This window comes from Mycoplasmopsis synoviae ATCC 25204 (assembly GCF_000969765.1).
Lineage (GTDB): Bacteria > Bacillota_I > Bacilli_A > Mycoplasmatales > Metamycoplasmataceae > Mycoplasmopsis > Mycoplasmopsis synoviae.
In genome coordinates this window covers 513,489-534,985 of sequence record NZ_CP011096.1, presented here as the reverse complement: position 1 = coordinate 534,985, position 21,497 = coordinate 513,489, and the positions used below count along the sequence as shown (strand labels likewise).

The 21,497-nt window shown below is 25.6% G+C and carries 15 protein-coding genes and 2 tRNA genes; 13 read left to right on the top strand and 4 right to left on the bottom strand.

What is annotated here, in order from left to right; translation table 4 throughout:
• Positions 1-990: 990 nt before the first annotated feature.
• Together VY93_RS02385 and VY93_RS02380 are read right to left on the bottom strand one after the other, a co-directional pair.
• Complete coding sequence (locus VY93_RS02385) at positions 991-3,918, bottom strand: DUF262 domain-containing protein (RefSeq protein WP_020002778.1); 2,928 nt, start codon at positions 3,916-3,918, stop codon at positions 991-993.
• Entirely contained in the window at positions 3,905-5,155 is a 1,251-nt protein-coding gene (locus tag VY93_RS02380) for a DNA cytosine methyltransferase (protein ID WP_020002777.1), read from the bottom strand. Before VY93_RS02380 ends, VY93_RS02385 begins: the two co-directional genes overlap by 14 nt.
• Positions 5,156-5,390: 235 nt before the next feature.
• Here VY93_RS02380 and VY93_RS02375 point away from each other — a divergent pair, with 235 nt between their 5' ends.
• The 8 genes from VY93_RS02375 to VY93_RS02340 all read left to right on the top strand — a co-directional run bounded on the left by VY93_RS02375 (position 5,391) and on the right by VY93_RS02340 (position 17,319).
• The gene (locus VY93_RS02375; protein ID WP_020002725.1) at positions 5,391-6,413 is read left to right on the top strand and encodes an IS30 family transposase; all 1,023 of its coding nucleotides are present in this window, start codon (positions 5,391-5,393) and stop codon (positions 6,411-6,413) included.
• Between the two features lie 1,535 nt (positions 6,414-7,948).
• Positions 7,949-9,595, top strand: a complete 1,647-nt coding sequence (locus VY93_RS02370; protein WP_020003279.1) for an MAG5620 family putative phospho-sugar mutase — start codon at positions 7,949-7,951, stop codon at positions 9,593-9,595.
• Positions 9,576-11,072: a histidine--tRNA ligase gene (hisS, locus tag VY93_RS02365; protein ID WP_020003278.1), complete on the top strand. Its 1,497-nt coding sequence runs from the start codon at positions 9,576-9,578 to the stop codon at positions 11,070-11,072. The genes VY93_RS02370 and hisS overlap by 20 nt, the downstream gene beginning before the upstream one ends.
• Before the next feature lie 16 nt (positions 11,073-11,088).
• Positions 11,089-12,789 carry an aspartate--tRNA ligase gene (gene aspS, locus VY93_RS02360; protein WP_020003277.1) on the top strand — a complete coding sequence of 567 codons (1,701 nt, stop codon included), beginning with the start codon at positions 11,089-11,091 and terminating at the stop codon, positions 12,787-12,789.
• A 9-nt stretch (positions 12,790-12,798) separates the two neighbouring features.
• Entirely contained in the window at positions 12,799-13,320 is a 522-nt protein-coding gene (locus VY93_RS02355) for an MscL family protein (RefSeq protein WP_020003276.1), read from the top strand.
• Positions 13,321-13,462: 142 nt separating this feature from the next.
• Positions 13,463-13,828, top strand: a complete 366-nt coding sequence (locus VY93_RS02350) for a hypothetical protein (RefSeq protein WP_020003275.1) — start codon at positions 13,463-13,465, stop codon at positions 13,826-13,828.
• Positions 13,815-16,997 carry a DEAD/DEAH box helicase gene (locus VY93_RS02345; RefSeq protein WP_020003274.1) on the top strand — a complete coding sequence of 1,061 codons (3,183 nt, stop codon included), beginning with the start codon at positions 13,815-13,817 and terminating at the stop codon, positions 16,995-16,997. The genes VY93_RS02350 and VY93_RS02345 overlap by 14 nt, the downstream gene beginning before the upstream one ends.
• 1 nt (position 16,998) lies before the next feature.
• The gene (locus tag VY93_RS02340) at positions 16,999-17,319 is read left to right on the top strand and encodes an ArsR/SmtB family transcription factor (RefSeq protein ID WP_020003273.1); all 321 of its coding nucleotides are present in this window, start codon (positions 16,999-17,001) and stop codon (positions 17,317-17,319) included.
• 127 nt (positions 17,320-17,446) lie between these two features.
• Here the strand turns inward: VY93_RS02340 and VY93_RS02335 are convergent.
• Positions 17,447-17,530, bottom strand: a tRNA-Leu gene (locus VY93_RS02335).
• A 10-nt stretch (positions 17,531-17,540) separates the two neighbouring features.
• Positions 17,541-18,041, bottom strand: a complete 501-nt coding sequence (locus VY93_RS02330; RefSeq protein ID WP_020003272.1) for a dUTP diphosphatase — start codon at positions 18,039-18,041, stop codon at positions 17,541-17,543.
• Between the two features lie 39 nt (positions 18,042-18,080).
• On the opposite strand from VY93_RS02330, the gene VY93_RS02325 reads away from it, so the two are divergent.
• The 5 genes from VY93_RS02325 to VY93_RS02305 all read left to right on the top strand — a co-directional run bounded on the left by VY93_RS02325 (position 18,081) and on the right by VY93_RS02305 (position 21,466).
• A tRNA-Leu gene (locus VY93_RS02325) sits at positions 18,081-18,165 on the top strand.
• A 106-nt stretch (positions 18,166-18,271) separates the two neighbouring features.
• A complete protein-coding gene (gene efp / locus VY93_RS02320) occupies positions 18,272-18,832 on the top strand; it encodes an elongation factor P (protein ID WP_020003271.1) in 561 nt (186 codons plus the stop codon).
• Positions 18,832-19,146 carry an MMB_0454 family protein gene (locus VY93_RS02315; protein ID WP_020003270.1) on the top strand — a complete coding sequence of 105 codons (315 nt, stop codon included), beginning with the start codon at positions 18,832-18,834 and terminating at the stop codon, positions 19,144-19,146. The genes efp and VY93_RS02315 overlap by 1 nt, the downstream gene beginning before the upstream one ends.
• Positions 19,139-19,522: a hypothetical protein gene (locus tag VY93_RS02310; protein ID WP_020003269.1), complete on the top strand. Its 384-nt coding sequence runs from the start codon at positions 19,139-19,141 to the stop codon at positions 19,520-19,522. The genes VY93_RS02315 and VY93_RS02310 overlap by 8 nt, the downstream gene beginning before the upstream one ends.
• A gap of 9 nt (positions 19,523-19,531) precedes the next feature.
• Positions 19,532-21,466 (top strand): hypothetical protein, encoded by a 1,935-nt coding sequence (locus VY93_RS02305; RefSeq protein WP_020003268.1) that lies wholly within the window; start codon positions 19,532-19,534, stop codon positions 21,464-21,466.
• The last annotated feature ends 31 nt before the right edge of the window (positions 21,467-21,497 follow it).

Sequence of the window (21,497 nt, the reverse complement as noted above, 5' to 3'; positions counted from 1 at the left end):
TTAAATTAAAGAAAAATTGTTGAATTATATTTATTGCAAAATAATAACTAAAAATTATTTTTTTTATCTTTTGTAACCTTATTAACGATTAATCAAGAAATTCCAACAAGTATAATAATTGCAATTAATAAACCTAGATTTACTATATTGATTAATAAAAATTAATAAAATACCAGCAATAAAACCGCTAATTGAGATACTTAAAGAAAACCAAAATGATCATTGATCATATTTAAAATCTTTTATGTATTCAAAAAACTGAATTAAACCACTTTGTCTTGGATATAAAAGAATTCCGATTAAAATAGAAAAAGATAAAACAAAAATTTAACCATAAATTTTATTTATTTGCGTTTTTTCATTATTTTGATTTTCATTTACAAAAATAACGGCTTCTTTTGAGGTTTTTAAACTTCAATACAAAAAACCTGATATTAAATAAGTAGCTATGTAAAAGCAATCATTCAATAAAACTGCAAATAGTTATATAAATAAAAAGAAAAAATAGGAGAAAGTACAAAGCCAACAGATAAAGCTATGGAATTAGCTATGTTGAATTTTTTTAAATTATCATAATTACCAGTTATATAATATAAAACATTTTTTAGATGTATAAAACGATAAGCATGAATAGTTTCAAGTATTGTGGAAAGTGTAATTAAAACAACAGAAAATAATTCTTCTTGAAGATATCAAAAAGAAATTCCATAAAACAATACCTAAAAATATAGCGCTTGATATATCACATAATACATGCGCATTTTTATCTTTTAAAATTTTTATTAATTTATTGGAAAAAATATAAATAATAATAGAAGGTAATTGTATTAACAAATATAAAATAGTAACTAACCAAAAACTACCTGTTATTTTAAAAATATACAAAGAAGAAGCTAATTTAAAAGCTTCAGAACCAATTAGCGATATTGAAATTGAATTAAAATATTTAACTAAATTCCATTTAATATATTTTTGTAATAAAATTCCTTGTTATTTTTTATTTTTAAAATCAAAAATTTCCAATAAATAATCAGACAAAATTTTTGTTCTTGTTTCAAAGATTTCTTCCATTTTATTAATTTTCTCAGGGTCTTCAATTCAATTCTTACCAATTTTTTCAGATTCATTTTTTATATTTTCTAATTCTATTTTGTTAACATCTTTGCCTATTGAAATTGTTTTTTTATTTTCATTAATAATTTTTTTAATTTTTTTAATTTTTTCATTAATATGTTTATTTTTTAATTCAGAATTTTTTCCTTGAGTGAAAATAAAATGGTTTCCAATCTGATAACAAATTTTTTCTAATTTTTCGTTTTTTGTTTCTTTTATTAAATCCTGTGATAATAAGTGCTCCAAAGTCATTTTAAAATAAGATTTAACCATTTCTTCTAAAAAATCTGAATTATTTAATTCCATGCTTTTTTCATTTCTAAGATAATAATCAATTACTATCAATAAATTTTTAGAAGTTTTATTATCGTTTAATTTCTCATTTAGAAAGTATTCTTCAATTTTTCTTTTAGAATGATTTATTCATTCATCGTTGTTAGTTAATCCCAGAATTTTTAAAAGTTCCTTAAATAATTGTTTTTCATCTTTAATTTCTTGATTTATTATATCAATTGCTATTTTTTCAATATTTTTTCTAATAGATTGCCCTTCAAAATATATAATTTTTCATACAAAATTAAATTTTTGAATTTCAAGTAAAAATTTATGAAATTTTTTAATTTCTTTATTAAGATCGTTATCGCTTAACTCTTTTTCACTTTTTCATAATTCATTTTTATTTAATATAGCGTAAATTAATGTGGTCATTGTTGTTTTTTCGTTATATAAATTTATATAAATATAAATTTTAGGAAGAATATTTTTAACATTATTTAAAAAATATGAATTTATATTTAAATTTTCAGGATTATCTTTAATTATTTCTTCAATTGGTGTCTTTCAAATTTCAAAATCTTTTTTATTTTTATTTGTAGAACCTATTTTTGTTATTGCAATATAAAATAATAAATGTTGAACTAATATCTTTATTTTTTCATTAAGTTTTATCTCTTTTTTGTATTCATAGAAATAATTTTTGAAGAAATCATATTCTCTATTTTCCTTACTTGAAAATTCAAATTTGAAATTATCGTTTGCTTTTATTTCTATAGCATGAAAATAATAAATAAATTCTAAAATTTTTATGTTGTTTTTTTCTATATTTTTAACAAAATATTTATTGTAATTATCAATATTAGTTTTTGTATTTTGAGAATCAGATTCTTCTGATAAACCAAAAATGTCAGCTCTAACTATTTCTAAAACATTTAATTTTTTTCCAGTAGAATTTATATAACTAAAAATTTTAAAATCTTGATTTTTTTGTTTAGTGTTAATTACACTAAATTCAATATATTTGTACAATTTTTCAGTAAATTTTTCTAATTTATTTTTATCTATTTTATTATTATCGCTTAATATTTTATATAAGTATTGAATTATAAATTTATAATTTTCAAATATTAATGGTAATGTCTTTTTTTCTTCTAAATCTTGACCATTTAATAGAGAATATAAATATTTTAAGGATTCACTATTTTTAATATCAGGAAATTTTGAAATTATATAATTTGAATTTTCATCTTTATTAGAATTAGCGTTTTTATTAAATAGATTTAATAGGTTTTTTTCAATTTTTAATTCTTTATTAGATTTTATGTTGTTAAAAAAAATGTTATATATTGCAAACAATATTAATATTAATGAAGTGATTCTCTGCTGTCCATCAACAATATTAAATTCCATAGTTTCTTCATTATTTGTAAAAAATAAAGAGCCAATAAAATGTGAATAAGTTTTTTCAGATATTGTTATTTCGTTAATATTAGATAATAATGTTTCTAAATTATATTTATCCCAAACATAATTCCTTTGATACGAAGGAATTATGAATGACCATTTATTATTTCGAGAATTTAATAAATATTCATTAATAAAATTATATAAATTAAAAGTTTTTGATTTAAATTGATTTATATCTTCTTTTTCCGCTTCTTTTTTTTGTTCAATATTATAATTTTCAATATTTAATTTATAAATATTTTCTTCATTTATGTTTTCATTTAATAAAACATAATCCTTAATTTTTATTTTGATATATAAATCTTTATCATATATTTCTTTAAGTTTTTCAAATATGTCTACTAGCAATTCATCATTAAATTTTTCATTATTTTCAGAACATTTTTTAATAAAATTTTTGTAATTTTTAACTAACTTATTTTTATTTTTTAGATCAAAATTTTTTAGATCAAAAAATACGCTATAATCAGTTTTTATATGATCATTAATTTCTAAGAAAGAATATCAAATTGAAGTAATTAATTTTTCTTTTTGTTCTCTTAATTTCTTTTTGATATCTTCACAATTTTCATTAGAATTTTGATAGCAATCTTTATATTTTTTTAAATTTTTTATTATTTCATTAGAAATTTTAAAAAATGAATATGAAGCATATTGATAAATTAATTTTTCTAAATTTTCTGTATTGTTATTTTTTTCAAAAAAATCACGAAAATTATATGATAATTCAATATATGATGGATCAAAAGAATAATTTATAAATTCCAAATAATCAAGAACATATAATATTTGTTTAAAAACTGTATCACTAACTTCTGAATTTCCATTGTCATAAAAAAACAAATAATTTTCTTCACTTGTATCATTTGCATCAAAAAGATTTTTAAATTTATTTGTATTTTTATCAAAATAGAATTTTTGCTTTTTATCTTCCAAAAATTTATCAAGAAAATTTTTGCATTTAAATCAATTTATAATTGACTTATCTATATAATTTGATATACTTGTTCCAATTTTTCATATTCCAAAATATTCATCTAAAAAGGCTTTATTTTTTTTCATTTTTTTCTCCATTCATATTATCAATTTCGTATATTGTTTGAAAAACACTTTCTAATACGTTAACGTCAATTGAATTGCCAGCTTGTCTTCACAAAACATTATTATTTAGAATACCTTCTTCTATTGGTATTTTTAATTTGTCAAAATCTTTATCAGTAAAACCCATTATTTTATATGCTTCCCTGGGTGTTATAAATCTATAATTTAAGTAATTTTGTTTTGAATTTGCAAATTCTATATAACCACCATTTGGTATCCTGTCTTGTTTTGTTGTTAAAGTATTTATCACAAAATTATTTTTTATAGATTTATTAATATCACTAATATTTTTGCATTTCTCTATTATTTTTCTTCTTGATGGCGTATCTTTAATTAGACATTTATCGGCTTCTAAGTATTTTTTGTTTTTTAAATCAAAAATTGCGAAAAATTCTTTTTTATTGTTTTCTAAAATTCTTTTTTGACCTATATTATTTATATATTTTTTAAAATCAACGTCATTTTTAAAAGGCACTTTTGTTTTTTTTAAAACACTAATTGCGAAAACTCTTTCTCTTTTTTGTAATGATCCATGATCTCTTGCATTAAGTAAAGCAGTATATGTTTTATATCCTAATTTTGATAATTCCTTTTTTCAAGATTCATATTCTAACTTATATTTATTTACTAAATTTTTTACATTTTCCAATAATAAATATTTTGGTTTATTATTTGTTTTTTTTAAAATTCTTGATATTTCCCACACCAAATGACTTGAACTATCGATTGCACTTATCCCTTTATCTCTTCCCATATTTGCGACGCTAAGTCCCTGGCATGGAAATGAATATGTAAGCAAGTCTATTTTATTTTCATCTAATATTTGACCATCAACTTTTTTAATATCACAATAATTTTTGCTTATTAATATAGATGCAGATAATAAGATTTTTAAATTTAATGATTTTCTTTTTATTTGTAATATTGGATATTTGGAATTTGTAGACAATGTGTACTTTGATAAAAAAATATTAATTTGTTCTTCATTATTTAATTTGAATTTATTAAGAATTTTTTTAGCTTTATTTAAAGTTAAATTGTGATGCATAAAACTATAGGAAATAGTTGCATAAACATCCCAATCACAAGTAGCAACAACTTCGAATCTATCGTCATTGTTTTTTAAATTTACAATTTTTGAACTTTTGTTCTGTGCGCCAATACCAGAAAAAGCTTCAAATATTCTAATTTTTTTCACTTAAGCAAAAAAACAGACTTTTAGTCTGCTTGTTAAATAAAAAATTATTTAAAGGAATAAAAAGGCTATTAGCTTTTTCTTGAAAAAAAATATTAAAGTCTAATATATATATATATATATATATATATATATATACCTAAATTATCATTCCCAGTGCAACACTCTTAAATAGGGTGTTGTTTTTTATAAAATTGAAAAAAGATATAAAAAAAGATCCCCAGCAAAGGAATCCAAAATGAATTATAACACTAAAAAATATTCAAGATTAAATTTAGAAAAAAGATACCAAATAAGTTTTTTATTTAATGTACAAAAAGAATCTATTTCCAAAATAGCACAAACATTAAATATTCACAAAAGTACTATTTCTAGAGAATTAAAAAGAAATTTAGATAATTTTGGTCATTATTTTTGCGAAGTTGCACAACAAAAAACAAATTTAAGAAAAAAATATAGGTCTTTATTTAAACATCATTGAGCATTAGAAAATGAATTTGATCAAAAATTTCAAAAATATTACAACAAAAACATTCACGGTGTAAAAGCTACTATTAATAAAATAAAAACAGAAAATCCAAAAATGAAAACTCCTTCATTTCAAACAATTTATAGGTGAATAAAAACTACAAAATGAATTTTTAGACCAAGCAATAAACTTCGTCAATATTACAAAAAAGGTGGGAAAAGAACTAAAACAATTTCAAGGTTATTAGATGTAAACAAATATGTTTTACCTATTTGAGCAAGAAGAAAATCAATAAATACAAGAAAAGAATTTGGACATTGAGAAATGGATTTAGTTATCGGTAAAAAAGCACATAAAAAACAAAATCTTTTAGTTATTGTTGAAAGAAAATCAAGATTAGGTTTAGCTATAAAAGTTGTTTCTAAAAATCCTTTTGAAATTCATAAAAAATTAAATATGTTAATTAAAAAATATGATTTAACAATAAAATCCATAACAATCGATAACGGAATTGAATTTGAAAAAATAAGTATTTTTGGAAAACAAAAAGATATTCAAATATATAGAGCAGAACCTTATGCTTCTTTTCAAAGAGGTAGCAATGAACATTTTAATGGTTTAATAAGAAGGTTTTTTAAAAAAGGAACTGATTTTAATGATGTTTCTGATGATTTATTAGAAGATGTTGTAAATCAAATAAATGAAATGCCAAGAGAAATTTTTAATTGAGATAATTCTAAAAATTTATTTTTAAAAGAAAAACTCAATCATAATAAAGAAAACTTTATATAATTGAGTTTTTATGTTGCACTAGAAGTGAGAATTTGGGATATATATATATAAGCTATAAATATATGTGGCAACATATGTTTATTTTATCAAAATTTATTTTTTTAGATTAAAGACTATTAAAATATAAACAACAAATAATTAAAATAAATTAGTTTAAATTAAAAATTTCAATTAATTTATCCCATATTGTAAAGTGCAAGTTACCACTTACAATTTAATAAAATTGCCGATTTTCAAAATCGGCTTTTTTTTATTAGTTATTATTTTTTCTTTTTTAAGTATTTGTGAATTTTGTTTCTTGGTACAAATCCTTTAGCTCTGGTATATAGTGGCATATCTTTAGGAATTGGATTTTATAAATATTTGTTTCAATTATATTCATGAAACATTTCGTTTGGATGCTCTCAATTTTTTAGAAATTTTCTTCAAGTTAGATTTAATATGTTTTAAACTTTTCAAATTTCAAGGTCATCAATTTTTTCAAAGTTAGTACTTTTTTTAAAATATCTTCGAATGTATTTATTGATATTTTAGGTAGTTTCTTTTTGATGTGAAGCATGAGGATGAGCTTTATAAATATAAATTTTTAACCTATATCCTATATAAAAAATTAAGTTAAATTTTAAGCCTTGATCTATGGTAATGGATTGACATTAAGCTCAATATCCTTTAACTAAATTCCAAAGTTCTAAATTAATGTTTTATGGATTTTTAGTCATTATTTTTTTAATTAAAACAAATCTGGTGAGTTTTTCTTGGAAAACTAGTAAATGAACCTTAGCTCCTCTTTTGCCTTTGATTAAATTTGCTTCCCAGTGGCCAATTTTTTTCTTTGAGCTATTTTAAAAGGCTTAACTTAGCGTTTTTAAGCAAGCCGTTTTTGGAGAGATTTTTGCCTTTTGCCGCCAAATACATAATTGCTTCTAAGTAAATTTTTGCGATTTATTTTTCAATTTTTTGAATTAATTCAATTGTAAATCGTTTTAATTGAAAGCATTAATGCTATAGCTACGCTTGATAAATTCCGCAGTGCTTTCAACTGTCATTTCTTTGAGTTATAAATTTTTAAGAATTTTTCTTCAAATTCTTTAAATTTATAAATTTCAGATTTAAGTTTAAAGTGGTTTTTTTAGCGAATTTTAATGTCATGTTTTTTTGAGCAAGCTTGGCATCATAACCATATTCACTTGAATTATTTTTAATTTCTTTAATCAATAAAGAATGACTAATACCGAGATCTTTAGCATTTTTCTAAGAGAAAAGTTAAAGTTTTGTAATAAAAATTTTATTTTTTGCGAATATCATAAGAAATTCGTCTATAATTTTTAATGATGATTTTTAAATGCTCTCAAAGTAGCATTTTTCTTTCTTTTTGTAGTAAGTTTTTAACAAAAAAAACTACCAAAAAAATTTTAATATTTTTTTGAGAGTGACAACTTGGAAGTTACAATGTGGGAAAATTAGCGCCGCTAATTTTTTTGTTATATAATGTTAGCTAATAATTATTTTTAAAAATCTTTTGGAAAGGATAAACTTTGCAGAAAAATAATTTAATCGATTCTTGAAAAAGATTATATACACAACATTATTTAGATGTTGAGTTTTTCAAAGAGCAAAGCGCGTTAGAAAAAAACCTTTCCCTTCCTAAGATTAATTTTTATTCTTTAGAATTTAATTCAGATGCCGAAAATAATTTAAGTAATTTAAATTTATTTACACTGCTAGGGATATTAAAATCCTTCTGTGAGCTTAAAAATGTTAAAAATAAACACATTTTTATGCACTTTGATGAAAATATTAGTCCATTTTTAGTTCGAAAAGCAATTTCACTAATTAATTATAATGTGGAAAATATTTATCTATTTAATTCAGAAAATAATGTCTACAAGCTTGATTTAGCAAATGATTTTGTCGTTTATCAAGTTTCAAAGGCCTTTAACTTAGATTACGTTATTTTCCTACAAAAAAATAAAGTAAATAATAAATATTACTTAAAAATTTATAAGAAAAATTTCCTTTTATCTACTTTAGAATACGAAGAAATTTTAGAACACTTTAAAAATTCAAATCACGATTTTGTTTTTAAAGAAAATATCGATAATAACAAAAAAATCGATATCAATAAAATAATCGAATCGGCAATTTTACCTAGCGAAATTAATTTGCTGAAAAAAAGCCAATGAACCAATGACTCATTAATTGTTAGCATGCTAGTAGCATCTAATTTAGACGAAAAAATTCTAACCCAAGCGCTAGAGAAAGCTAATTATAAAGTCATTAAATATACGTGAAATTTACATAAAAAATTATCTAAGTGGAAAAAATATTCACTTCAAAAATTTTTAAATAATTCACTTAATAAAAGCGATGTGTTAGTAATTCTTGATGCTAATCACAAACTAAAACTAGTAATTAGAACCAAAAAAGGCTTTAGACTCTTAAGCGATGATGAAATAATTTTCATTTATGTATCTTATTTCTATCTATCGCTTAAAAAACTTAATTTATTAAATCAAAACTTTATTTATATTCCTTATAACGCAGGCCCCATTGTTCATAAAATCCTAACCAACTATAAAATCAATTACAAATACATTGATCAGGCTAATTTTACAAATGTGCTTCTTGCATATGAAAATGGATTTTATTCATCAGGGCAATCGTTTAATAATCTCCAAAGCAATTATGCATTTCTGATGAATTTTTGCAGCATATTAAATGCGTATAAGGATAGCAATAATTTAATAAATCTAAAATATAAAACTGTTAAAAAATTTGCAAGTTTATTCTGACAAACTACTAAAAAAACAAAATTTAGCGAAGATGGTGTTGAAACTCTTATTAAAAACACCAAACAGTTTGAAAAAGTTGGTAAATATTTAAAGCTAGAAAAAATAGAAACAATTAATTATTTATCAAAAAATTACCACTATTTATTTGATATCTACTATCAATATAAATACAAAAAAACCGCTCATAAAATTAAAATTAATTTGACATACAATTTGATTTCAAAGAAATTAGAAATTAAAATGACTTCAGAAAAAAATGATAATTTCTGAATCAAGATAAAAGAATTTTTTATCAATAAATACATGCTTATGATTTTTAATTTTCTAATCAAAAAGTATAAAAACAATATCAAAAAAACGGAGACTTATTATGAAATATCAAAGAGTTAAAGGTACTCAAGATTATGGCGTTGAAAAAGCATTTCTAAAAGACGCAGTTGAATCATTATTTTTAAAGGAAGTTAGACTACATGGATTTGAATATGTAGAACTTCCTACTTTAGAGCATGCTCAGCTTTTTAAAAGCACAGTAGCACAAAGCGATATCGGAAACAAAGAAATGTATGAATTTCTAGACAAATCACAAAGAGAACTTTGCCTTCGTCCAGAAATGACAGCAAACTTTGTTAGAGCTTTTGTTCAAAATAAATGACATGCAGCTAGTGCTGAAAATAAATATGCATACGTGGGAAAAGTATTTAGATACGAACGACCACAAAAAGGTCGTTATAGAGAATTCACTCAAGCTGGAGTGGAATTTGTCGGTAAGGCTGACTTTTTCAAAGATTTATACGTTATAACCTTAGTACTTAGGCTTTTAGCAAAATTACATATTAAATACACTTTAAAATTAAATTACATATCAAATAAAGAAACTAGAAAAAAATATGAAGAAACCCTTCATAAATATCTTCTAGAATACAAAGACCAGCTTTCAGAAGCTTCACAAAAAAGACTAGAAACTGGAAACGTATTTAGAGTTTTAGATGATAAAGAAGACTCACAAAAAGACTTTGTTAAAAACGCGCCAAAATTGTCAGATTTCTACAGCGAAGAAGACAAAGAATACGTTAAAAACATCAAAAGAGGCCTTGACACTTACAACGGACTTGAATATCAATTCGATGAACAAGTAGTAAGAGGACTAGACTACTACGATGATTTAGTTTTTGAAGTTTCAATTAAAGATTCAAAAGCAGCGCAAGACGTAATAATCGGTGGCGGAAGATATTCTAATTTAATCAAAGACTTAGAAGGACCAGAAACTTCATCAATTGGCTTTGCCATGGGGGTTGATAGAGTAGTAGACTACCTAATGGATCAAGAAGTTTATAAAGAACATCTTGACAAACTAGAAACTGCTCACTCTGAAAATGAATACTACTTCTGAGCTCATCCAGAAGCAAGTTATAAACTTAACTTCTTTGTATGATTTTTTAACTTGCAACTAAACGAACATATTTCTTCATCACTATTATTTGACTATGATTCACCTAATAGAAACAAAGCTTTTGAAAAAGCTAAAAAACTAAATTCTAAAGCTTTTGTTACTTTAGAAGAAGATAATTCGCTAACAGTTTATGACTTTAAATATGGAACTAAAAAAGATGTAGATTTAAAAGAACAATACCATCATTTAGACTTTACAAGCCTTCTTGATTCAAGACACTTTGATAATTTATTTGATTCTAATTTATTTAAACCGTCACCTAAAGAATTAATGTGTATGTGTTCTGCATTTAGAAATAGATTCGGAGATAGCAAGGCTCTGCTAAAATTTGCTAAGCAATTCCACTACTCTGAAGATGATGTGTATTTCTCAGATCAAAAAATTAAAAAATCAAAAAGAAAATCTGCTAAAAGTTAATATAATTAACTAACATATGAAATTTAGCAAAATAAGTAATACTAGTTTAGATGAAAGCTATATTAATAAAAGCGTAACTTTATATGGATGAGTTGCAACCAAAAGAAAATTTGGAAAAATTTCTTTTGTCGATTTAAGAGATCATAGCGGAATTATTCAACTAGTTTTTAGTGAAGATATAAAGCTATCTAAAGAATCAGTAATTAAAGTAACTGGAGTAGTTTCTAAAAGAAAAGATATCAATCCTAGCTTAAAAACAGGAACTATTGAAGTTTTAGTTAGTGAATACGAGCTACTATCTTCATCAAAGGAACTTCCTTTTGAAATTTCAGAAAAAATTTCAGCTTCAGAAGATCTAAGAATGGAATACCGTTTCTTAGATCTAAGAAGAGAGTCAATGCAAAATGCCATATCGCTTAGAAGCGAGGTATTTTTTGCTATTCGTGAATTTTTAAATAAAGAAAAATTTCTAGAAATTGAAACCCCAATTTTAGCTAAGGCTACTCCTGAAGGAGCTAGAGATTTTTTAGTTCCAACTAGAAGTCAAAATAACTTCTTTGCGTTACCTCAAAGCCCTCAGCTTTTCAAGCAGTTATTAATGGCATCCGGATTTGAAAAATACTATCAAATTGCAAGATGTTTTAGAGATGAAGACTCAAGAAAAGATCGTCAGCCAGAATTTACTCAGCTTGACATGGAAGTTTCATTTTTAGAAGTTAGCGCTTTTCAAAAATTAGTTGAAAACTTATTTAAATACGTCTTTAAAAAAGTTTTGAATGTCGATATTCAAACTCCTTTCCAAAGACTAGATTTTGATACTTGCATTAAAGACTATGGAACAGATAAGCCCGACTTAAGATTTGATTTAAAAATTCAAGATATAAATAATTATTTCCAAGAAGATAACTTTGAAATCATTAAAAAGCAAGCGTCAAAAAGAATGCTTTTTATTAACGAGCAAATTACCAAAAAAGACTTTAAAGCTTTGGAAGAAATTGCAAAGAAAAACAGTGCAAATATTTTATTTTACTTTGTACTAGAAAATGGAAAAGTGCTTCATAGCAACTTCACAAATAAAGCGCCTCGTGACGTTGAAAAACTAATTAAAGATCATAACTTTAAAAACGGAACTTGCTTTATAGTTGCTAATAATTTTGATAATGCTTCAAAGGCGCTAGGGGCTTTAAGAGTTGAATTAAATTCAATGTTTAATTACGCAAAAAATGGTTATAATTTCTCTTGAATTATTAACTGACCAATGTTTGAATTCGATGAAGAATCTCAAAGTTATCAAGCCGCGCATCATCCTTTTACTATGTTTGAAAACACAGTAGAAGAATTTAAAAGTCTTTCTAAAAATCAAATCAAAGCGAAAAGCTATGATCTAGTTTTAAATGGCTTTGAGCTAGGTTCTGGTTCTGCAAGAATTTATTCCAAAGAAGTTCAAGAACTTATTTTTGAAAGCCTTGGAATGGATAAAAAAGAACAAGAAGAAAAATTCGGATTCTTTTTAAAAGCATTTGACTACGGCCTTCCGCCACATTGCGGAATCGGACTTGGTCTTGATAGGTTGTTAATGATTCTCGCCAATAAAAGCACAATTAGAGACGTTATTGCATTTCCAAAAAATGCAAAAAATAAAGACGTATTTACTAAAGCTCCTTCAGAGATTAGCTCTAAGCAACTTAGCGAATTATTTTTAGAACTAAAAAAATAAGAAAGATTTATGTCAAAGAATAAAATTTTAAAAAAATCTTGACAAGACGCGAAAGCTAATATTAAAAGAAATAACTTCCTACTGCTAGCTGTTGCCTTTTTACTTGGGGCAGTTACAAATGCAATGATTTCATCATTTGCAAATGACGTAGTACTTAGTTATATCGTTAATGCCTTTGGTATTAAAAACCTACAAGAGTGAAAACTAGAAAACGGTATTTTAATTGGTAAATTTTTAGGAACCGTTATCCAATTTGCAATTGTAATGGTGCTATTATTTGTTGTATTGTTTTTATTTTTTGTAATCAAAAATAATTACGTTGAACACAAAAATAGAAAAAACCCTCCTCAACCTGTAGTTAAACCTTTAACTGTAGATGAATTAATCCTAAAAGAATTACAACAATTAAACTCTAATATAACCAAAAACCAACTTTCACAAGATATGCAAACTAGTTTAAGCGCGCTAGAAACTAGCGCTAGAAAAACTAAATCTAGAAGCGCTTCTTCTAAAAAATTAAACAAAAAGTAATTAAAGTAATATAATTTAAGCGTAAAAAACAAAATTACTTAATTTCAAAAAAGATCTTCAGGGCATTTACCTTGAAGGATCTTTTTTAATTTTCAATTAGATATAAAATTTAAAAATTTATTATATATAATATAAATTAATTATGCTAAAAATTCGTCTTAAAAAAATACTTTTAATCATATTTACTTTAGGTTTTATTTATCGAAAATGAAATAAAGCTTTAGAGAAAAAAGAAAATACAGTTTATCAAAGTGCTAAGCTTCCTTTTGATTTTAAAGAGCTTCTTTTATATTTAGGCGGGCCAGAAAATTTAAAATCTTTAGAAAAAACAACATCAAGAGTTTTAGTTTTCTTTGAGGATAAATCTTTAATTGATCAAAATAAATTAATGAGCCTTAAAGGCATTAATGGAATCTTTTTCAAAAGCGATTCTATTGCCTTAGTTTTAGGTGAATACACTCAAGTTACATACGATAAATTATTGGGGCAAAAACATGAATCAAAATAATAAACCAAGTGATAATGAAATTTTTTCAAGTGAAATTAAAATTGCTCTAGATAATTTATTAAATTTTAGATCAAATGATAGTTGTATTTTTGTAAAGCCTAGTGAGCTTAAGACTTTATCATATTTTGATTTAGCTAAAACTTTAGGTAAAAAAGTAATACACGCCATTTCAAATAGCGCCGAAATGGAAGTTGATTTAAATTCACAAATTTATGATCCTATCGTAGATAAAATCTCAAAAGCGCAAACCTATAAAGATATGATTGCAGCTTTTGCAGAAACCGATATCTTTGAAATTACTGAGCGTGAAAAAGAAAAGCTTGTAATTAACTTTGAAATCATTAAAGAAGATTTAATTACAAGAGTAAAAAAACAAATCAAAGAATGAATTTTTGCATGAAAAGATCTAGCTCAAGATCATGAAAAAAACTACCACACAAATAGCGCGCATACGCTATATTTAGGTTTTTTCTTTTTCTCTTATCAAGACATTAAAAATAAAGCATTTGCACCACTATTTTTCAAACAAGCTAATATTGACTATAGCCGTGGAAAAATTATTTTAAAAGTTAGCGGAAACGTTATCGTTAACGAAAAGCTACTTTTATTTATGGAAAATAAAGGCATTAGCCTTAACTTAGATAATATCGTTGATAGTAAAATTAATGATTTAATTCAAACTATGAAAGTTGAATGAAAAGGTGCATTTAACTTTCCAGATAATTTCGCAAGCAAAATTGAAGATTTTGACTCACTAGAACTTCCTAACGAAGAATTTGAAATTCGTCCAGGATACGTTGTTGGATTATTCCAACCTCAAGGAGCTTATCCTCGTAGAAGAATGAAAGAAATTATCGCAAACGATGAACTTGATTCAATGTTTAATATTTCTTTTGATAAAACTATCTACAAAAAAAGCGTTTCAGAAAAAATTAAAGATCCAAATACCAAGTTAGTTAAAATTCAAAACACTAACTTAAGCCAAGATGCTGCTATTATTTCTTCATTAACTCATGACACTATTATTTGAGGGCCTCCTGGAACCGGAAAAAGCCAGGTTATTTCAAATATAGTTGCCAATAATTTAATTAATGGAAAAACTACTTTAATTTCATCAGAGAAAAAAGTAGCACTAGAAGTTATATTAAATCGTCTAGGAAGCTTAGGAGGATTTTGTCTTAACTTTTATGACTATGGAACAAGTAAAGCTCAAAAACAAAAATTCTATGCTCCCATCATTAACGTATTAAATAAAATTGGAAACTTTGATAACTACTGAGAAAATCTCTCAGAACAAAAGTTAAACGTTTTCACTCAAACAGAAATTGAATTTATAGAGCTTGCTAGCGAATTTGTTTCAAAATCAAATTCTATTAAAGCATTAGAAGCAATATATTACTACGCCGAAAATAATCCTACTTATAAAGTCAGTGATATTGAATTTATTTTAGGTATTTCAGAAAACTATAAAATTCCTGAAAAAATCGATGAGCTTTTTGTTAAAAAATTCCTTAAAGAAAATAAAATTTCTCTTTTATCTTTAAAGAGAAAAAAAGCCATTGAAGTTGCAAATAGCATCAAAAATACGCTCAGTTCATTTGAAGGAAATTTAGCTCTTTTATTCGATAAATTATTCGAATTAAAACTTCTTCAAAGTAGTGATATTAACATTCTAATAGAGTTTCAAAAATTAGCTCTAACTTACGAAAAACTTCTTAAAGAAAAAGCTAAATTCAAACCAGTTTCTTCAGAAGATGAAGTCGTTAACGTGATTTTAACAAGGCTAAAAAACCTAATATCACAATACGATTCATCTAAGATGAATTTATATAAAAAATTCATAGCAAATGCTAATGCTATGAATCTTCCACCTGATAAATTTGTAAGAGTTTTTAAAGAAATCATTAAAGATGTATTTCCTGTAATGATTACCAAAATCGATGAAAACTTAAGTCAATATAATAAAAATGATTTTGACTATGTTTTAATCGATGAGGCATCTCAAATTCAAGCAGAACGTGGAATTCCAGCGCTATATCTTGGTAAGATTAAAATCTTATCAGGAGATGATATGCAAATGCAGCCATATACTCCATTTGTGGCTAGAAAAATAAATGAAACAGTGCTAGGATCTATTAGATCGCTTCTGCACTACGCGATATCACTTGGTATTTATAAAGTCTTTTTAAATAAAAACTATCGTTCTAAATGAGCTAATTTAATTAACTTTTCATCAAAGAATTTTTATTCATCTAATTTAGATGCAATTGATGAAAATTCAAGTAAGCATTCACCTTCAATTGAAGTTTATAACGTTGATGGTGTTTGAGATAATTCAAAGAATTTTAAAGAAGCAGTATTTTCAATTAAAAAGATAATTGAAAGTCTTCCTAAGTACAAAAAAATAATTTTTATTTCACTTAACCAAAAACAAAGTGATTATGTTTTAAGCATAATTTATGAGAAAAATATTGAAGTATTAATTAAAGCTTTAAATAGCGGACAGCTTTTAATTAGAAACATCGAAAACGCACAAGGTGATGAAGGTGATTTAATTATTTTTTCAGTTTCATATGATAGAAACACAATGATTTCATCAACTCGGCTAGGACAAAAAAATGGTCGTTTTGCACTTAACGTTTCTATATCGAGAGCTAAAGAAAAAATGATTGTTTATAAATCAATATACGCTAGCGAAGTTACTGTAAATGAAAATGAAGATTTAAAACTATTTAGAGAATGACTAAATTATTTAGATCTAGCAGAAGATCAAAAACTAGTTTACGTTAAATCAAAAACTCATAGCTACAGTCAACAAAAAACTAGCGAAATTTCTAAATTTAACAATTCATTTTTTATCGATCACGTTTATAGTTATTTAAAAGAAGTAACTTCAAAGCATCAAGAATATAAAATCTATAAAGATTATCAAATTGGATCTATTACTTTAGATCTAGCAATTGTTAAAAATAATTCAATTTATAAAGCCATTAAATTCGATAGTTTTGACTATGAAAAAAATATCAAAAGATATGGTGATATCTACGATGAGGTTAAATACCTTCAAAGTAAAAAATATGATGTTGTAATTTTAGATCCGATTTCATGACTTGAAAAAAACCGTGAAATTCCATCATGATTTAAAGAAAGTACAATGTCATATGAGTAGTATGAATAAAATTTATAAGCTTTTATCTTCTAAGCTTCGACTTGCAATTGTAATGCATTTATATTCATGCTCGATTTCCGATTGCAACGTCGATGACTTAGTTCAACAATTCAAAGTAAAGCAAGCTAATTTAAGTAAAAATTTAAAAATTTTACTTGATTCAAATGTAATTGAATTTACTAAAAATAAGCGTTTTATTTACTATAAATTAACTAATTCTTTTCTTGAAGAATTTCGTGAAATACTCGATTTTACCGCTAGAAGAAATGAAATTAAATCTTATTTTTGCAAATGCAAAAAAAGTCAAAAAGAAACCACTTAAAGTGGTTTTTTCTTTTCAAAAAATCTAAAAAAAAGCAAATAAAAAAGCCCCACCTAATTAAAGGGCTTTTAATTTAGTTAATTGATGGTTCAATTAGCCAAGCCAAACAGGCATTTTCATGCCACTTTGGTACCCAGGACTGGACTCGAACCAGCACGAATTTCTTCAGTAGATTTTGAGTCTACCATGTCTGCCATTCCATCACCTGGGCATAAGTAAGACTAATAATTGTTTTCAAGTCTTTTTAAGTTTTTTTCATTTACTTTAATGTAATCACTAAGTAAATCTGCTTCGGTATAACCTAGCATTTGATATATTCCTAAAATCAATTCAAAGGCTTTAGTTAACTTTTCCTTATTTAAGTCATTGAAGAAATCTACAACGCTTTTTAGTATCTCAATTAACTGTATATTTATATCATCTGAAATGATTTTAGTGGATATATTATAACATATTTTATATTCATTTGCAAAACTTACTAAAAAATGTAGTGCATCTGCAAATTCTTCCCGAATTTTGGCCGAATTATCTTTTTTATTAGCTTTTCAATATTTAAAAGATTCTATCTCATTTGCAAATTCTGCAAGCTCAACTAGTAGTGCAATTGATGCAAGTTTGAATCTATAATTACTATCTAATTTTTCACTTCTCAAGCTATTACTTTTTTGAAGAATTTTTTCATCTAAAGCTTTTTGACGTAAAAAGATTTCTTCTAAATTCATAGATACATTATACCGTAAATTGTATATAATAGTAAAGCTGCCTGGATGGTGAAATTGGCAGACACGCTAGACTAAGGATCTAGTGCGGCAACGCATGCAGGTTCAAGTCCTGTTCCGGGCACCATATGCAAGTGAGAGCTTGCTTTTTTATTTGCCTATTTTGGCCCAAATTTGATATAATTAATTACTAATAAATAAACAAATAGATAATTGAAAAATTGGAGATTTTAATGATTGAAGTTAACAAATTTAAACCTGGAATTACATTTCAAGATTCAGGAAATATCTACGTAGTTTTAGAAGCTACTCATTCAAAACAAGGTAGAGGTCAAGCCAACGTTAAAGCTAAGGCTAAAAATTTAAGAACCGGAGCTACTACTATTCTTTCATTTACCGGTGGAGATAAAGTAGAACCAGCTCACATTGAAAAAAGAAAAATGAATTTTTTATATTCAGATGATTCAAATATTTATCTAATGGATAGCTCTGATTATAGCCAAATTGAAATTGATCTATCAAAAGTAGAATGAGAGATGAATTTCTTAAAAGAAAACTTAGAAGTTCAAGTTAGAATGTTTCAAGATGAAATTCTAGATATCGAACTTCCTGCTAATGTTGATTTAAAAGTAACATACGCTCCTGACGCTGTTAAAGGTAATACCACTACTAATCCACAGAAAAAAGTTACCCTAGAAACTAATTTTGAATTAGAAACTCCAATGTTTATTAAAGAAAATGATGTAATTATCGTTTCAACTGAAACCGGTAAATATGTCGGAAAAAGCAAATAATGAATCAAATTAAGCTTTCAATTAATAATTCAAATTACGCCTTTATTAAAGAAAATGCGATTTTGCAAGTAATTCAAAGCGTAATTTTTAAAATGAATCAAAAATTAAGCCTAGCCTCTGCTATTGAACTTAATTTTGAAGAAGACAATGAAAATCTGTCAATAAATTTATATTTAAAACTAAATATTGAAAAATTTAGCCTTGCTGATATTATGCAAGAGCTAACCAATAGAATCAACGAAAGAGTTAAAGCTTTAATTGGTAAATTTCCAAAGAATTTATCAGTTAGCGTTTTAGAGATAAATCATGTTTAACTTTTTTAAAAAAAAGAAAAAAACACCACCACCAAAGCTAGAGTCTAAAGACTTTGGACTTTATCGGGTTTTATTTATTAAAGAAGTCGAAAGAGTTATTCAAAAATTAATTAGAGCTCAAAAAATAAATTTCTTTTTTAAAGCATCAATTCAACAATCAATTGATTATTTTGTTGATTTAAAAGTACGGCTAGAAAATAATGCTGTTTTAAACGAAGATCTTGAAAGAGAAAAAAATATCTTTAGAAGTCACCAAAGAACAATATCACTAAAAGCTTATTTTATTCAGATATTTGTAGGCCTTTTAGTTTTTTCTGCAATGATAGCTGTAAGTGCAATTTTATTAGGTGGCGCAGAATCGATATTTAGAAAATAAGGAAACATTTTGAAAATACAAAAACTATTTAAATTAATGCCAATAGCCGGCGCGCTAACTACCGCTGCAGTTATTGCCACAAGCTGTGGAAGTGCTTCTTCACAGCCTGAAACAAGTTATGAAACTAAAAAAGCTAACGTAGTTAGCCAATTTTATAGCGATTCACTAAAAACCATTGATGAACTTGAAAAATTCTACTCAAGCGATGTAATGACTAAAGTTAATGCGTTTTTAGCTATGCAAGCTCAAGAAAAAAACCAAACAACTACAGCGGCTGTTAAGGTTGATTTTAGCGAGCTAAAAAATAATGATGGAGAATCAGGTAGCGGAACTACTTCTTCTGGTGGAACTAGCACAGATCCAGATTCACCTACATCTTCAGATGGCGAATCTGGCTCAGTTCCAGGATCAAGCGGTGACGCGGTTCCAGGAGTAGATTCTAGCGAGCCAAATCCAGGAACTCCAGAAACTAGTGCACCTGAAAATCATGCAAACCCTTCAACTCCAGTAACTCCAAGTAATCCAGGAAGCGGTGATTCAACTAGAAAATCTCAGCAAGCTGCAGCTCCTGGACTAACCGCTGAGCAAAGAGAATTTTTAACAACTTTTACATCAGCGGAATCTATTTCAGCTCACACACAAAAAATGCGTGATGAGCTTGCTAAATTTAAAAATTTACTAGAAAGAAATAGTCAACTTAAATATTTAGAAGCTACATATAAATTAGTAACCAATCAAATGAATTCAGAGCTTCAAAGTCTTTTATCACTAGTTGGCGCTTTAAGAAATGAGCTAACTACTTTTTATAAAGATATATTTCCAAAATACTTTTTAAGTTATTCACTTAATCAAAATTATTTAACTGTTTTAAATTATTTAGTTGATGTCGATAAACTTCTAAAAACAGGTGGAAAAGCTGACCTTACAAGTAAAAAAGAAAAATGAAGCAGCTTTAAAACAAAAGCTGAAAAACTTTACAGCTTATACCAAAGCACATATGAGCTTTCTTTATCTGAAAATATAGCTAGCGCTCAAAGAGCAACTAACCTTTCAAGTATTTGAAATTCAATGCAATCATTAAATTCAGCGCTTCAACAAGAATATAGCGCCGATATTTTAAATGATGCTATTGCTGAAAACAGCTTTAGCTCTAATATAAGTTCATTTTTTAGCGTAAGCTTTCCTGATAATTTAGTACCAAATAGCTTTAGCGCGCTTAAAGAAAACCAAAGCGTAGCAGAAACTGCGCAAGTTAATGCAACTTTAAAAAGCATTAAAGATAGCGATTTAAAACTCTATAACGATACTTTTAAAGGTGTTTTTGATAATTTAAAAGCTTTAAAAACTTATGAATTTTCATCAACTAATCTTTTAGGTGATTTTAAAGTAAGAGCTACATTTTATAAAGCCGGAAGTGACGCTAAATTCGAAGTTGATGCAACTAAAGTTAATGCAACATTTAATTTAACTTCACTATCAGAAACTAGCCTTGTAAAAGAAGTTAATAAAACCGGAAACTATCTTGTTAAAGTTTCTATGAATGCCTTTTCAATTCCGCTTTCGATACTTAAAGCTTTTCAAGCTAGAAATCTTGATTTAGACCCTGTTCAAAGCTTAGGATCAGGGTATAGATTTGTGGGACTTATTCCATTTTTTGTTAGAAACTTTGATTTTACAAGCAACCAAAATCAATACACTTTAAAATTAGATCTTGACTATAAATTTGGATCTCAAGAAAAATTCTTAACTGAAAATCAAAGTAATTTAACTGAAGCTAATACTTTGATTTTATTAAGTAATAACTTTTTACAACAAAACGTTGACACCAGTAATGTTAATTTAGATCTTTATTTTGTAGTTACAGATAGTAGCCAAATAAGCAAATTTGATAGCTTTTTAAATAATCAAGAAAAAACAAATCTAAATATTAGTTTTAGTTTTTAGTATTTAACTAATATAATTTTTATATAAAGCG